Source organism: Marinobacter salarius, assembly GCF_032922745.1.
In the GTDB taxonomy this organism is placed as follows: domain Bacteria; phylum Pseudomonadota; class Gammaproteobacteria; order Pseudomonadales; family Oleiphilaceae; genus Marinobacter.
In genome coordinates, this window is sequence record NZ_CP136693.1 from 837,777 (window position 1) to 852,505 (window position 14,729).

The following is a 14,729-nucleotide window of genomic DNA, read 5'->3' on the forward strand; positions in this document are numbered from 1 at the left end:
ACGGTCAGATTCAGCTCCCGGCCTCTGCCGTTGTTTTTGCGCCGGCTTTCCGAAGTGTCTCTGCATACGCGGTGCTACGACGGTGCCGCGACACCAGGTCCAGGATGGTCTCACCGTTTTCATCGACTGCGTTGAGATCCCGCCCCGCTTCCACAAAGAAACCGACGAAACGGTCAAAGTCTTCGGCAATCATGGCCTGGTAGGCTTTGATCAGGGCGTTGAAGTCAGGATTGATGTTGCGGTCGTAGGGCGTAATGGCCAGGAAGCTCTTTACCCGCTCATCACTCCATTCCTCACCAATCACTTTCGGTTTGTCAGGTCCGCTCATAATCTCTCTCTGGCCTTTTCGTTACAGCTTTTTACAGCAAATAGTTACGACAAATGTGTTTGCGTTGGGCTGCACAGTATAAAGATCTAAAAGCGCCGGGGTTATATAAATTGACTATGAGGAGCTTCCCGGCAGGCATATGCGAACTTCACGGGTTAATTTCCACCGGTAACTGGTCCGTCTCCACGCTGTCGTCGCATTGCGGGTTGCGAATGGCGATCTCCACCCTCCGGTTCTTGGCCCGGTTCTCCGGGCTGTCGTTGGGCGCCAGCGGGTTGGTTTCCGCCCGGCCCGCCGCGACAACCCGCTCCGCCGGCACCTGACGATTCAGCACCAGCTCGTGAACCACCGACACGGCACGCGCGGCAGACAGGTCCCAGTTGGAGCGATAGCGGCCACTGGCTATCGGGCGGTCATCCGTGTAACCCGCCACCAGAACGTCACCGGTGCAACCAGACAACACCTCTACCACCCGTTCGATGATCGGCACCATTCCCGGCTTGATCGCCGCTTCTCCGGAGCGGAACGTGGCTTCCTCCGAAAACCGGATCACCACCCGGCTTTCATCGTAGTTGACGCTCAATGCCTCCGAAGCCACTTCCGGTTCAAGCTCTTCGATCATTCGACTTGCCAGATCGATCACACCCGCCGGAATTTTGGTCGGGGCATCCGCTTCCGCGCGTTCATCAATAAATTCGGGCTCGTCGGTCGCTGTCTCCATTGGCTCCGGCAGGGAAACCGTATCCGACTCAATCAGGGTCAGCGGCGAGCCCCCCACAGCATCGCCGAGCACCTGGTTGCTGCCGAAGGCCCCCGCCATGGAATTAGCCATGGCACGGTACTTTTCAACATCCATTTCCGCGAACGACAGCAACAGGATAAAAAAAGTCAGCAGCAGGGTGGCCAGATCGGCGAAGGTGACAATCCAGGCCGGGGAGCCACGGCCATGCTTCTTCTTTTTGACGGGCTGGCGAACCACCAAAACCTACGCCTCCCGCTCCGGCGCAAGACCATTGCGCTGCTCCGGCGTTACAAAGGACGACAGCAGTTCGGTCATCACCCGGGGATTCTCCCCGCGCATGATGGTACGCATTGATGTGGTAATCAGTAACTGGTTACGTGCCTCATCTTCGGCCTTGAGCTGCAGCTTGTCGGCCAGGGGCAGGGCGATCAACTGGGCGATGAAGGCGCCATAGAGCGTGGTCAGCAGGGCGATCGCCATGGCCGGCCCAATGGAGGACGGATCGTCGAGGGTGTTGAGCATCTGCACCAGGCCAACCAGTGTGCCCAGCATACCGATCGCCGGAGCGGATTCACCGATACCACGAAATACCCTTTCGGAGACTTCGTAGCGCTCGGCCGTTTGCTGGGTTTCCTGAGCCAGAGCTTCTTCAACCAACTCCGGTGGGTGGCCATCCACGCACAGATTGATGGCCTTTTTCAGAAACTCGTTTTCGGTGCCGTGGTTCTCCAAGCCCAGGATACCTTCCTTGCGAACGACAAGAGCCAGTATGCCAACTTCGCGGATCAACTCCGCCGGCCGTTCGACGCGATCCTGAAACGCCGCTGCAAACGCCAGCCTGAAAGCACTCATCACCGAAGGCAGACGAAACTTGATGAGGGTGACGGCAAACGTGCCACCCAGCACAATCGCCAGCCCCGGAAGGTTGAAAAAGGTCAGTATTGACGCGTTGGCCAGCATCGCGAGCACGACAATCAGTACGCCTGCCACTAGCCCGACAAGGGTGAGTATATCCATCAGAGACCTTAAATCAGCGATTAATCAGCGAGCTTCAGGAACCGTCTACACCTGCGAAGCATAGCCCATTGATCCGGGTTGGGCTCAGTCGTTTCGCAATTCTTCAATCACCGGACGGGTGTCCGGGGTTTTTCCTCGCCATATCCGGAACGACTCCGCCGCCTGTTCCACCAGCATGCCCAGGCCGTCGAACACCCGGGTGGCTCCCCGGTCCAGTGCCCACTGGTTGAAGGTGGTGGTCTGCAGAGAATACATCATGTCGTAAATCACCGTGTCGGCACCGATCACATTTGTGGAAACCGGTGGCAGATCTCCCTGCAGGCTGGCACTGGTGCCATTGATGATGATGTCGAAAGCGGAGGTCGGCTGTTCAAATCCGCAGGCCTCCAGGTGCGTATCGCCAGCCACGGGTTCAAAGAAACTGACCAGGCCCTCGGCTTTTGCCAGGGTGCGGTTGGCAATCGTCAAGGCGGCGGGTTCTTCCGCAAGAATCGGCCCCAGAACGCCACGAACGGCCCCGCCGGCGCCCAACACCAGCAGGCGTTTACCCGCCAGGCGAACGCCATGGTTGACCATCAGGTCGGTAACCAGTCCTTTGCCATCCGTGTTGTCGGCGGTTAGTGAGCCCTTACTGTCTTTGTAGAGCGTATTCGCCGCACCTGCTCGCTCGGCGCGCTGGGTTCGCAGGTCCGCGAGCTGCCAGGCCTGCTCCTTGAAAGGCACGGTGATATTCAACCCCTTGCCACCGCGTTCGAAAAAGCCTTCGACGGTACCCGCGAAATCGTCTTCTGGCGCCTGTATGGCCGTGTACTCCAGCTGCTCGCCGGTTTGGCGGGCAAACAGGCTATGAATGCGGGGAGATTTGCTGTGACTGATAGGGTTACCCACCACGGCGTAAAGATCGTTATGCATCGACATTCTCCAGCCAATCCCGTCCAGTAAGAAAATAGTCCGTCAGCCGGGCTTCTTCCGAGCCGGGCTCCGGAACGAAGGCATATTCCCAGCGCACCAGCGGCGGCAGCGACATCAGAATGGATTCGGTACGGCCACCGGACTGCAGGCCAAACAGAGTGCCCCGGTCGTAGACCAGGTTGAACTCCACGTAGCGACCGCGGCGATAAAGCTGGAAATCACGCTCGCGATCACCCCAGGCCAGGGCTTTGCGACGTGCCACAATAGGCTCATAGGCATCGATAAAGCTGTCCCCGACAGATTGCATCAAGGCAAAATCACGACGGAAGTCCCCGGTGTTGTGGTCGTCGAAGAACAACCCTCCCACGCCCCGGGGTTCGTCCCGGTGCTTGAGGTAGAAATAGTTGTCACACCAGTGCTTGTACTCGCGATAGAGTTGGTCGCCGAAAGGATCACAGGCGGCTTTCGCGACCCGGTGCCAATGGACACAATCCTCGTCGAAGCCGTAATAGGGCGTAAGATCATAGCCCCCGCCAAACCAATAGACCGGCTCTGCATCCTCGGGGGTCGCAACAAAAAACCGGACGTTGGCGTGAGACGTGGGTACGTAGGGGTTCGAAGGGTGCATGACCAGAGACACCCCCATGGCTTGCCAGGGCGCACCCGCCAGGTGGGGCCGATGCGCGGTGGCTGACGCAGGCATGGTCTCGCCCATCACATGGGAGAAGTTTACACCGCCTTTCTCGAACACCTCGCCATCGGTGATCACCCGGCTGATGCCACCTCCGCCTTCGGGCCTGTCCCAGGCATCGGTTTCGAAAACGCCCCTGCCATCGACCGCAGCCAGCCGTTCGCAGATCTGATCCTGCAGGCCAAGCAGGTATTGTTTCACGGCATGGCTGTCGGGGTGCTGAAAAGGGTGCTGAGACATGGGAACTCCTAGCGCAGTTGCTTTCCGCTGACGATATCGATGATACGGCTGGGTTGACGGTTACCGCCCAGTTCTCCCGGCACCAACCAATCCAGTTGGCCCTCGAAGTAACGACGCACCTGCCAGGAGCTTCGGGCCGGCTGGCGCCCTGCCGGATTACAGGAGGTAGAGACCAGGGGAAAGCCGGCCGCCTCGCACAGCGCGCGCACAACCGGATGGTCACTGACCCTGACAGCGATGGAGCTATGAAGACCTCGAACCTGTTGAGGGATTTGCTTGCGGACATCCGGCAGAAGACAGGTGACCGGGCCGGGCCAATGACTCATCGCCTGGCGCTGCTGCTGCTTCGGCAGCGGGTCGAGCAGAAACCGTACCTGATCGACAGACGCCGCCACAAGGATCAGTCCCTTCTCCATCGGGCGCTGCTTGAGCGACAGGACTCGTTCAACGGCGTCCTGGTCCCACGGATCGCAACCCAGCCCCCAGACGGCTTCCGTGGGATAGGCAATGACCCCGCCACCAAAGACGGTGCGGCGGGCGCAATGAAGGTGCCAGTCGGACAAAGGTTGCTGTGGTGATTTCATGAAATCTTCAAGTCTTTAAACGCGGCTCAGGCAATCCGTTGAAACCCTCCCGGCGCAGAATCCACCAACCCCTGTAACTCCAGGAGAAGCAGCGACTGCATCAACTGATCGGCGGGAAGGCCGGTCACTGAACACAAATCATCGGTTGACTGCGGATCATACCCTAAAGCCTCCAGCACCGCGATTTCCCGGGAGTCCAGGTTTTCTGTCGCCGGCCCATGCATGACCACCGAAGAGGGATTGCCCTCGTTCTGACCGGTCCACCAACCGCCCAGTTCCTCGCAGATATCGTCCACGGTTTCCACCAGTTTCGCACCCTGGCGTATCAGGTGATGGCAACCACGGGCCAGGGGATTGTGGACCGAGCCTGGAATGGCAAAGACCTCCCGCCCCTGCTCCAACGCCAGTCGCGCGGTGATCAGGGAGCCGCTTTTGAGTCCCGCCTCCACCACCAGGATGCCACGGCTGAGACCGCTGATAATCCGGTTTCGGCGGGGGAAATGGCCCGCCTTGGCGGACGTACCCGGCGGGTATTCGGACACAATCACCCCCTCACCGGCGATGCGTTCACTGAGCGTGCGGTGGCGATAGGGGTAGGGTTTATCAACACCATTGCCAATCACCGCGACGGTCGGGAAGCCGGCATCCAGGGCGCCGGCATGGGCGGCGCCGTCCACCCCCAGAGCCAACCCGCTGGTCACCAGCAGGCCTTTTTGGCCAAGCGCCGCGGCAAAGGAGCGGGCGTGTTCCAGCCCCGCCCGGGTGGCGTTGCGGCTCCCCACAATACCGATCTGATCGCGCCCCAGCAGGGAGCGATCACCGCGCACATAGAGCACCAGTGGCCCATCGTGAATATGCCTGAGAGGCTCGGGGTAGTCGGCATCGGCGATGGTCAGGATAGCCGTGCCAGTCCTCAGGCAATTCCGGTATATGCCGTCGGCGTTGGCGACCACAGGGTGAGCGTTATCCTGGCGGCGCCATGCTTCGAGAGCAGCGATCGTTTCCGCCGCCAAACCCAGTGCTTTCAGCGTGGCGGCGTTATGGGTCAGGAGTTGCCGGAAATCGGGAAGCTGTTCGAGGATCGCCTGCTGACGACGGGCTCCGAATTTCGGCAGACAGGACAGGAATATCCAGAATCCGTGTTCCGATTGGAACAGGTTCGGGACAGACAGGGAGTCGGTAGCGAGGGGCATGGCATCCTTCCGTGGATCAAGGTTGGGTATCGGGGCTTGCCTTCCTGGCAAGCCGGAGGTGAATTATGCCATAAAAAAAGGAGCCGGCGATGCGGCTCCCTTTCTACGGACGTTTTACGTTGTGATCAGCTCAGGGATTGGTCACCTTGTCACCAACCGACAACGGACGGGTAGCCTGCAGGATCAGGCCATAGCTCATTTTTTCGTAGGCCTGAAACACCATCATCAGCCCGGCACGCTCGGAGGGCAGTTCGATGGTTTCATTGGTGACCGGGTCCCGAACCAGGTTGCCACTCTTCAGCACGGCCATGACATTACCCGGCTTCAGGCCTTCCCGTTGACCGCGGTTGATAGCCACCACGTCAAACTGCCCGATCTGGCTGACACCACCATCGACCGAAATCATCTGGGCCTCGATGTCACTGTCGGGAGAGCTGGGCACAAAACTGGTGGTGATGCGACGCTCTTCGCCAACCAGCAGACGGTCCCCGATGCGAACTTCCTCGTTGGATTGTTTCAGCCGGAGCGTCAGAACGTCTTTATTCTCGGCAATGACTTCACCGCGGGCAATACTCCGGGCTTCAAGACCAAGGAATTCGCCGGTTTCCGGGTCCCGGAATTCCTTGCTGCGGCGGAATACGCCCACATTGTCAGCCGGCTTCTCACCACGAGCGTAAATCCGATCACCCGCGCCGGTAATAATCCGGCCGTCCTCGCCCTCCAGCACGTAAGGCGCTCCATTCAGCGCCTCAACGTCAACGATGCGCGTGTCGGTCAGGAAACTGCTGATCGCATCCAGGGGAATGGCGGGAATCGGCGTGTCGATGGGCTCGGAACGCACTTTTGGTGAAAGCTTCACCACCCGATCACTGGAAACCTTGGTAACACGCGGCTTGCCGTCAATATAGACCAGCGCCAACTCGTCACCCGGATAGATAAGGTGTGGGTTTGCAACCTGTGGATTAACGTGCCAGATTTCCGGCCAGTACCAGGGGTTATTCAGGAAGCGGGCGGAAATATCCCACAGGGTGTCACCCTTCACGACAGTGTAACGCTCGGGATGATCGGACCTCAGTTCCGGGGCGGCGTGGGCCCAGGAGGTTAGCAGCAGCATGCTTGCTGCCAGAGCGTACAGCAGTTTCCTCATTGTTTAAGTCCTTGATCGCGTGCCTTGAATCGATAGATTCTGTTCTTGGTATGCAGCCGGTACTCTGCCTTTTATACCACTACTATAGAAGATGTCTCGCAAATTGTGATGTTATCTTTTGTTCTTCCAGTAAATTCTACGCTATGGTCGAGAGCTTTTGACTATCAACTGATCAGTTTGTACTCAATGAGCGAGTTGAGGGATAATAGCACCATAAACGGCGACAACCCGTTGAAACCGGCTCTTTCATCCCGATCATAATAGTCACGGGATGGAAAAATGCGCAGTACGCTGTCGCATTTCGGAGACAGTATTCACACCGTTACAAAAGATAACGGTGAAAGCCAGAATCAGACACCAAAAGTACGAGCGCCATGATATTAGATATTCTCGAATACCCGGACCCCCGCTTGCGCACCCTTGCCAAGCCCGTGGACGAGGTGACAGACGAGACCCGCAAGCTGATCGACGACATGTTCGAGACCATGTACGATGCGCCCGGCATTGGCCTGGCCGCCACCCAGGTCAACGTGCACAAGCAGATTATCGTCATGGATCTGTCCGAAGACAAAAGTGAACCGCGGGTATTCATCAACCCGGAAGTGGAAGTGCTTGATGGTGAGCTTGAAGACATGCAGGAAGGCTGCCTGTCGGTGCCGGGTTTCTACGAAGACGTATCCCGTATTGAACACTGCATGATCAGGGCCGTTGGCCGTGATGGCAAACCGTTCGAGTTGGAAGCCCGTGGCCTGTTGGCGGTATGTATCCAGCATGAAATGGATCACCTCAACGGCAAGCTGTTTGTGGACTACCTGAGTTCGCTGAAGCGCACTCGTATTCGCAAGAAACTGGAAAAGCTTCACAAGAAAAGCGCCTGAAGCCGCCAAAACAGCGTAAATCGGGACCGGGTGAAAACCCGGTCTTTTCGTATTCAACGGACCAGGAAGCGATACCCGTGCGACTTGTTTTTGCCGGCACCCCTGAATTCGCAGCCACCGCGCTGAAGGCACTGCTCACGACACATCATCAGGTGGTTGGCGTTTACTCCCAACCCGACCGGCCCGCTGGCCGTGGTCGCAAACTGACACCCAGCCCGGTCAAACAGGTTGCGGTTGAGGCGGGCATTCCCGTGTTCCAACCAGAGTCCCTGAAATCGGCCGAAGCGCAGGAACAGCTCCGCAGCCTTAACGCAGACGTGATGATCGTCGCTGCCTACGGCCTGATTCTGCCGCAGGCGGTGCTGGACCTCCCTCGTCACGGCTGCCTGAACATCCATGCCTCGTTGCTGCCTCGCTGGCGCGGTGCCGCGCCTATTCAGCGCGCAATTGCCGCGGGTGACCGCGAAACCGGTATTACCATCATGCAGATGGACGCTGGCCTGGACACCGGCGCAATGCTGCTGAAAGCCATTACGCCGATCGAAGACGCCGATACCGGCGGCAGCCTTCACGACCGTCTGGCGGGCCTGGGTGGCGAAGCCATCGTCAAGTCGCTGGAGCAGCTTGAGAAAGGCGAGCTGCAGGGCGAAATCCAGGACGAGGCCCGGGCCTGCTATGCCCGTAAGCTCAGCAAGGAAGAAGGGCATATCGACTGGACCCGGGACGCCCCCGCCATCAGCCGGCTGATTCGTGCCTTTAATCCCTGGCCGGGCACCTACACCGACCTGGAGGATCTGCGCATCCGCATTCATCAGGCAGAGATTCTGGACGACACCAGCGACAAACATCCCGGCACGGTGATTCGCCGCGACCGCGAGGGCATCGACATTGCCTGCGGCCTGGAATCCCTGAGGATCACCCGTTTGCAGTTGTCCGGCTCGCGGCCACAATCGGTGAACGACCTGATCAACGGCGGCAAGGACATACTGATGCCCGGCCAGGAGCTGAACTGAATGAGCCAACAGGGCCAGCCACTGCGGGCGGTTGCTGCCCGAGTGTTGCAATCCGTTGAGAACGGCCAGTCGCTGTCCCAATGCCTGCCCCACGCCATGGGTGATGTGGCAGACAACGAACGACCACCACTACAGGCACTGTGTTACGGCACCTGTCGCTGGTTTCACCGGCTCGATGGCGAGTTACAGGCGCGCCTGAAAAAACCGCTGCGCAAATCCGACCGGGTGGTCCACCACCTGATGCTGGTAGCGCTGTTCCAGCTTCGCTTCAGCCAGCAGGCCACCTACGCGATTCTGAATGAAACCGTGGAAGCCTGTCGCGCCCTCGACAAACCACATCTGACAGGGCTGGTGAACGGCGTTCTGCGGGCTGCGGAGCGGGAAGGGGAGCCGCCCATTGCCGACGAAATCGGTCGTTTCAGCCACCCTCCCTGGATGCTTGAAAAGCTGCGCCATAACTGGCCTCACGACTGGCAGGCCATTCTCGAAGCCAATAACACCCAGGCCCCCATGACCTTGCGGGTGAACGCCCTGCGCTTCAGCCGCGACGACTACCTGCGGTTGTTGTCCGATGCCGGTATCGATGCCAACGCAACCCTGTTTGCGCCCCACGGCATCCAACTGGCTGCTCCCGTGCCGGTGGACCTTCTTCCCTGGTTTTCCGAAGGCGCGGTCAGTGTGCAGGATGAAGCAGCCCAGCTCTGCACCACCCTGATGGACCTGGCGCCCGGTCAACGGGTGTTGGATGCCTGTGCCGCACCGGGAGGCAAAACCTGCGCTATCCTTGAAAGCTGTGGACAACTGGAAGAAGTGGTCGCTATCGACGAATCCGCTGATCGACTGCCACGGGTGCAGGAAAACCTGGAACGGCTGGACCTCGTGGCCACACTGAAGCAAGCCGATGCCGCAGATATTGACCAGTGGTGGGACCGGAAGCCGTTCGATCGCATCCTGCTGGACGTTCCCTGCAGCGCCACCGGCGTGATTCGCCGCCATCCGGACATCAAGTTGCTGCGCCGTGAATCAGACATTGTCCCGCTCGCCAGCATTCAGCTGAGTCTGCTGGAGTCGATGTGGCAAGTGCTCGCACCCGGAGGACGCCTGGTCTATGCCACCTGTTCGGTGTTTCCGCAGGAGAATCACCGTATAATTCGTCGATTCCTGAAACAGCAGGACGACGCTGCCCTGGTGGAGCCCGATGTCCTTTGGGGGCGCGATATGGAAACCGGCCGCCAGATGCTGCCTGTTCCCGAAAGCCACGATGGATTTTTCTACGCTGTGCTGGAGAAACCCGAACCATGAAAATCCTGATTCTCGGTGCCGGCCAGGTGGGCGGGACCCTGGCAGAAAACCTCGCCAACGAAGCCAACGACATCACCGTGATCGACAGTGACAGTACCCGCCTGCGGGAGCTTCAGGATCGCCTGGATATTCGGACTGTCCAGGGCATGGCCTCCTTCCCCACGGTTCTGCGTCAGGCGGGCGCTGAAGATGGCGACATGGTCATCGCCGTGACCAACAGTGACGAGGTCAACATGGTGGCCTGCCAGGTCTCCAAGTTGCTCTACAAAACCCCGACCACCATCTGCCGGGTCAGGGCCAACGCCTACCTGGCAAAACCAGAACTGTTCTACCAGCGGGATCAGAAGAAGGATCTGGACAGCCTGCGGGGCTTCCCCATAGATGTTCTGATCAGCCCGGAGCACCTGGTCACCAAGCACATTACACGACTGATCGAATACCCCGGCGCGCTGCAGGTACTGGAATTTTCCAAGGGGCTTGTTCAGTTGGTCGCCATTCGGGCGACGGAAGGCGGCCCACTGGTTGGCCACGAATTGTCGTACCTGCGCAGCCATATGCCCAAAATCGAAACACGGGTCGCCGCCATTTTCAGGAAAGACCGGGCGATCATGCCTCAGGGGGATACGGTGATCGAAGACGGCGACGAGGTTTTCTTCATCGCCGCCTCCGACCATATTCGCTCGGTGATGAGCGAGTTGCAGCCACTGGAAAAACCCTACAAGCGCATCTTCATCTGTGGGGGTGGCAACATTGGCCAGCGCCTGGCCCATACTCTCGAATCCCGCTACCAGGTGAAACTTCTTGAACGGGACCACGAACGTTGCGTGATGCTGTCTGAGAACCTTCGCAAAACCGTGGTGCTGGAGGGCAATGCCGCCAACAAGGACATCCTGTTGGAAGAAAACATCGAGAATACCGATGTCTTCTGTGCGGTCACTAACGATGACGAAGCCAACATCATGGCGTCACTGCTGGCCAAACGTCTGGGTGCCCGCAAGGTACTGACGCTGATCAACAACCCGGACTACGTCGACCTGATCCAGGGCGGCGACATTGATGTCGCTATCTCGCCCCAGCAAACCACCATTGGCAGCCTGCTTACCCACATTCGCCGCGGGGACGTAGTAAACGTTCACTCACTCCGTAGGGGCGCAGCCGAAGCCATTGAGGCCATCGCCCATGGCGACCACCGGTCCTCCCGGGTAGTGGGTAAGCGGCTTGACGAGATCAACCTGCCGGAAGGCACCACCATCGGCGCCATCGTCCGCCACAGCGAAGTCCTTATCGCCCACGACCACCTGCGGGTACAGCCGGATGACCACGTTATCCTGTTCCTGGTAGACAAGTCGCGGATACGGGATGTAGAGAAACTGTTCCAGGTGGGACTGACGTTCTTCTAGCGCAAAATCAATCTTCTGAACCCAACTTAGAAATACGCGATTGGCAGGCGTATAATGCCCCTTTTTTCCGGAGTGCCCCGGCCAGATGCCCGGGCGCCACACACAGACTGACCAGCAGGCAAACGTCGTGACAGACAAGGCAACTTCCGCAAACACGCCGGACATCAAAACCTTCCAGGGCCTGATCCTCGCCCTGCAGAACTTCTGGGCGCAGCACGGCTGCGTAGTCCTCCAGCCCCTGGACATGGAAGTGGGTGCCGGCACATTCCACCCGGCCACCTTCCTGCGCTCCATCGGTCCGGAAACCTGGAACGCCGCCTACGTTCAGCCCAGCCGACGCCCCACCGATGGCCGCTACGGTGAGAACCCCAACCGCCTGCAACACTACTACCAGTTCCAGGTGGTGCTGAAACCGTCCCCGGACAACATTCAGGAACTGTACCTGGATTCCCTGAAGGCTCTTGGGCTGGACCCACTGGTACACGATATCCGTTTTGTTGAGGACAACTGGGAATCACCCACCCTCGGCGCCTGGGGCCTGGGTTGGGAAATCTGGCTGAACGGCATGGAAGTAACCCAGTTCACCTACTTCCAGCAGGTGGGTGGCCTGGAATGCTATCCGGTCACCGGCGAGCTCACCTACGGGCTTGAGCGCATTGCCATGTACCTGCAGGGTGTGGACAGCGTCTACGACCTGGTGTGGACCGAAGGCCCGGATGGTGTGGTCACCTACGGCGACGTGTTCCATCAGCAGGAGGTGGAGATGTCCACCTACAACTTCGAGCACGCCGACACCGAGTTCCTGTTTCACAGCTTCGATGTGCACGAACGCGAGAGCGCGCGCCTGATCGAAGCCGGCCTGGCATTGCCCGCCTATGAGCAGGTGCTCAAGGCTTCACACACTTTCAATCTGCTTGACGCCCGCCACGCCATCTCCGTGACCGAGCGTCAACGTTTTATCCTGCGGGTTCGCACCCTGGCCCGGGCCGTTGCCCAGGCGTATTTCGACAGCCGCCGCAAGCTTGGCTTCCCGCTGGCACCGGATGCCCTGCGCAAAGAGGTACTGGCAGCGACCGAGGCCGCCGCCGAAAAGGCGAACGGCAAGAAGGGTAAGAAAGCGAGAAAAGCTCAGCAGGAACAGGGGAACGCATAATCATGGCAAAACAGGATTTTCTGGTCGAACTGGGCACTGAAGAGCTGCCTCCCAAGGCCCTCAAGCCACTGTCGGACGCGTTTACCCGTGGCATTACCAATGGCCTGGAAGAGGCCGGTATTCAGTTCGGCAAAGTGGAAGCGTTTGCCGCACCACGCCGGCTTGCCGTCAGGGTACGGTACCTGGAAGACGCTCAACCGGACAAACCGGTGGAAAAACGCGGCCCTGCCGTGAAAGCTGCGTTCGACGATTCCGGCAACCCCACCCGGGCACTGACCGGCTTCGCCACCTCCCTGGGCGTGACACCGGACCAGCTTGATACGATGGAAACCGACAAGGGTGCCTGGGTGGTCTATCGCACCATCGAGAAAGGCCGTCCCACCGTTGAACTGATGCCGGAACTGGTAGACCAGTCCCTGGCCGCACTGCCGATCCCAAAACGCATGCGCTGGGGCGCGCACAGAACCGAGTTCGTGCGCCCGGTGCACTGGGCCATCCTGCTGTTCGGCAACAAGGTGATCGACACCCCGATCATCGGGCTGACCCCGGGTAATAAAACCCGTGGCCACCGTTTCCACTGCCCGAAATCATTGATCGTGCCCACGCCCGGCGACTACGAAGTGGTGCTGCGCCAGGAAGGGTATGTGATCGCTGACTTCGCCGAACGCCGCGAGCAAATCCGCGACGGCGTCACCGCCATCGCCAAGAAAGAAGCAGGCGGCCAGGCGGTTATCGATGAAGACCTGCTGGATGAAGTCACCGCCCTCAACGAGTGGCCCGTGCCGCTTATCGGCCGTTTCGAGGAACGCTTCCTGGAAGTTCCCGCCGAGGCACTGATTTCCTCCATGAAGGAACACCAGAAGTACTTTCACGTGGTTTCCGCCGACGGCCGGATGCTGCCGCTGTTCATCACCGTTGCCAACCTGGAAAGCAAGGACCCGCAACAGGTCATTTCCGGCAACGAAAAGGTCATCCGCCCACGCCTGTCTGATGCGGCTTTCTTCTACGACACTGACCGCAAGACCCGGCTGGAAGACCGCATCGACCGGCTCAAGCCGATCGTGTTCCAGGACAAGCTGGGGAGCATTTACGACAAATCCGTGCGCGTTGCCGCATTGGCGAAGAAGATCGCCGGCGCCATTGGCAGCGATCCCGTTCTGGCTGAGCGCGCCGCCATGCTCGCCAAGACCGACCTGGTCACCGAGATGGTGCTGGAGTTCACTGACCTGCAGGGCATCATGGGCCAGTACTATGCTGCCAACGACGGCGAGAACGAAGACGTGGCCAGCGCCCTGAACGAGCAGTACATGCCCCGCTTTGCCGGTGACGACCTGCCCGCAACCCTGACGGGCTGCGCCGTGGCCATTGCCGACCGCATCGATTCCCTGGTGGGGCTGTTCGGCATTAACCAGCCACCGTCCGGTACCCGTGACCCGTTCGGGCTGCGTCGAGCCTCACTGGGCGTATTGCGCATCATCATCGAGCGAGAGCTGCCGCTGGACCTGCAAACCCTCTGCGAGTGGGCAGTAGAGGAACACAACAGCATCACCGAACCGAATGTGGCCAACACGGTGGTGGACTACATGCTCGAGCGTTTCCGCGCGCACTATGAAGAGCAGGGCATCAGTGCCGAAGTCTACCTCGCCGTGCACGCCCGCCGTCCAACACGCCCGCTGGACTTTGACCGCCGGGTGAAAGCCGTGGAAGCCTTCCGCCAGCTACCGGAAGCCCTGGCCCTGGCCGGCGCCAACAAACGGGTGTCCAACATCCTTACCAAGCAGGGTGGCGACAGCATTGGTGAAAGCATCGACAGTGAGTTGTTGCAGGACAAGGCGGAAATAACACTGGCCGACCAAATCCGCCAGCAAGCCGACAAGGCATTGCCACTGTTTGAAAAAGGCGATTACGCGACGGCCTTGAGCTCTCTCGCCAGCCTGCGGGAGCCGGTGGATAACTTCTTTGATGAAGTCATGGTGATGGCTGACGACGAGGCCGTGCGTAATAACCGCCTGGCCATGCTCAACCTGCTGCGTAACCTGTTCCTGCGGGTGGCGGATATCTCGGTATTACCCACTGCCAGTGGGCAGTGAAAATCATACGGGGGCTGGTAAAAAACCAGCCAATCCGTA

General features: G+C 59.4%; 14 protein-coding genes. 6 read left to right on the top strand and 8 right to left on the bottom strand.

Annotated elements, in window-relative coordinates:
* Positions 1–10: 10 nt before the first annotated feature.
* From R1T46_RS03870 to R1T46_RS03905, 8 genes are all read right to left on the bottom strand, one after another.
* A complete protein-coding gene (locus R1T46_RS03870) occupies positions 11–328 on the bottom strand; it encodes a PA4642 family protein (RefSeq protein ID WP_317307393.1) in 318 nt (105 codons plus the stop codon).
* A 148-nt stretch (positions 329–476) separates the two neighbouring features.
* Complete coding sequence (locus tag R1T46_RS03875; RefSeq protein ID WP_317307394.1) at positions 477–1,310, bottom strand: flagellar motor protein MotB; 834 nt, start codon at positions 1,308–1,310, stop codon at positions 477–479.
* Positions 1,311–1,313: 3 nt separating this feature from the next.
* Positions 1,314–2,087, bottom strand: coding sequence for a MotA/TolQ/ExbB proton channel family protein (locus R1T46_RS03880; protein WP_036211808.1), 774 nt, complete (start codon positions 2,085–2,087; stop codon positions 1,314–1,316).
* A gap of 84 nt (positions 2,088–2,171) precedes the next feature.
* A complete protein-coding gene (aroE, locus tag R1T46_RS03885; protein ID WP_317307395.1) occupies positions 2,172–2,999 on the bottom strand; it encodes a shikimate dehydrogenase in 828 nt (275 codons plus the stop codon).
* Positions 2,992–3,930 (bottom strand): oxygen-dependent coproporphyrinogen oxidase, encoded by a 939-nt coding sequence (hemF, locus tag R1T46_RS03890; protein WP_036211804.1) that lies wholly within the window; start codon positions 3,928–3,930, stop codon positions 2,992–2,994. The genes aroE and hemF overlap by 8 nt, the downstream gene beginning before the upstream one ends.
* Before the next feature lie 8 nt (positions 3,931–3,938).
* On the bottom strand, positions 3,939–4,514 hold the full coding sequence (locus R1T46_RS03895) for an L-threonylcarbamoyladenylate synthase (RefSeq protein WP_036211802.1): 576 nt from the start codon (positions 4,512–4,514) through the stop codon (positions 3,939–3,941).
* Between the two features lie 26 nt (positions 4,515–4,540).
* A complete protein-coding gene (dprA, locus tag R1T46_RS03900; protein WP_317307396.1) occupies positions 4,541–5,707 on the bottom strand; it encodes a DNA-processing protein DprA in 1,167 nt (388 codons plus the stop codon).
* Between the two features lie 130 nt (positions 5,708–5,837).
* Positions 5,838–6,854, bottom strand: coding sequence for a LysM peptidoglycan-binding domain-containing protein (locus tag R1T46_RS03905; RefSeq protein WP_036211799.1), 1,017 nt, complete (start codon positions 6,852–6,854; stop codon positions 5,838–5,840).
* A gap of 374 nt (positions 6,855–7,228) precedes the next feature.
* Between R1T46_RS03905 and def the strand changes: the two genes are divergently transcribed.
* The 6 genes from def (at position 7,229) to glyS (ending at position 14,690) form a co-directional block, all read left to right on the top strand.
* Complete coding sequence (def, locus tag R1T46_RS03910) at positions 7,229–7,732, top strand: peptide deformylase (RefSeq protein WP_317307397.1); 504 nt, start codon at positions 7,229–7,231, stop codon at positions 7,730–7,732.
* A 77-nt stretch (positions 7,733–7,809) separates the two neighbouring features.
* Positions 7,810–8,745, top strand: coding sequence for a methionyl-tRNA formyltransferase (fmt, locus tag R1T46_RS03915; RefSeq protein WP_317307398.1), 936 nt, complete (start codon positions 7,810–7,812; stop codon positions 8,743–8,745).
* Positions 8,746–10,047 carry a 16S rRNA (cytosine(967)-C(5))-methyltransferase RsmB gene (gene rsmB / locus R1T46_RS03920; RefSeq protein ID WP_317307399.1) on the top strand — a complete coding sequence of 434 codons (1,302 nt, stop codon included), beginning with the start codon at positions 8,746–8,748 and terminating at the stop codon, positions 10,045–10,047.
* Positions 10,044–11,447: a Trk system potassium transporter TrkA gene (gene trkA / locus R1T46_RS03925; RefSeq protein ID WP_036211787.1), complete on the top strand. Its 1,404-nt coding sequence runs from the start codon at positions 10,044–10,046 to the stop codon at positions 11,445–11,447. Before rsmB ends, trkA begins: the two co-directional genes overlap by 4 nt.
* Before the next feature lie 127 nt (positions 11,448–11,574).
* Positions 11,575–12,600, top strand: a complete 1,026-nt coding sequence (gene glyQ, locus R1T46_RS03930) for a glycine--tRNA ligase subunit alpha (RefSeq protein WP_317307400.1) — start codon at positions 11,575–11,577, stop codon at positions 12,598–12,600.
* Positions 12,601–12,602: 2 nt separating this feature from the next.
* On the top strand, positions 12,603–14,690 hold the full coding sequence (gene glyS / locus R1T46_RS03935) for a glycine--tRNA ligase subunit beta (RefSeq protein ID WP_317307401.1): 2,088 nt from the start codon (positions 12,603–12,605) through the stop codon (positions 14,688–14,690).
* Positions 14,691–14,729: the final 39 nt, after the last annotated feature.

What these genes read in the sequence shown, in the direction of transcription:
- R1T46_RS03870 (WP_317307393.1), bottom strand. Translation starts at nt 328, where the DNA reads ATGAGCGGACCTGACAAACCGAAAGTGATTGGTGAGGAATGGAGTGAT.
- R1T46_RS03880 (WP_036211808.1), bottom strand. Translation starts at nt 2,087, where the DNA reads ATGGATATACTCACCCTTGTCGGGCTAGTGGCAGGCGTACTGATTGTC.
- aroE (WP_317307395.1), bottom strand. Translation starts at nt 2,999, where the DNA reads ATGCATAACGATCTTTACGCCGTGGTGGGTAACCCTATCAGTCACAGC.
- hemF (WP_036211804.1), bottom strand. Translation starts at nt 3,930, where the DNA reads ATGTCTCAGCACCCTTTTCAGCACCCCGACAGCCATGCCGTGAAACAA.
- R1T46_RS03895 (WP_036211802.1), bottom strand. Translation starts at nt 4,514, where the DNA reads ATGAAATCACCACAGCAACCTTTGTCCGACTGGCACCTTCATTGCGCC.
- dprA (WP_317307396.1), bottom strand. Translation starts at nt 5,707, where the DNA reads ATGCCCCTCGCTACCGACTCCCTGTCTGTCCCGAACCTGTTCCAATCG.
- R1T46_RS03905 (WP_036211799.1), bottom strand. Translation starts at nt 6,854, where the DNA reads ATGAGGAAACTGCTGTACGCTCTGGCAGCAAGCATGCTGCTGCTAACC.
- def (WP_317307397.1), top strand. Translation starts at nt 7,229, where the DNA reads ATGATATTAGATATTCTCGAATACCCGGACCCCCGCTTGCGCACCCTT.
- rsmB (WP_317307399.1), top strand. Translation starts at nt 8,746, where the DNA reads ATGAGCCAACAGGGCCAGCCACTGCGGGCGGTTGCTGCCCGAGTGTTG.
- trkA (WP_036211787.1), top strand. Translation starts at nt 10,044, where the DNA reads ATGAAAATCCTGATTCTCGGTGCCGGCCAGGTGGGCGGGACCCTGGCA.
- glyS (WP_317307401.1), top strand. Translation starts at nt 12,603, where the DNA reads ATGGCAAAACAGGATTTTCTGGTCGAACTGGGCACTGAAGAGCTGCCT.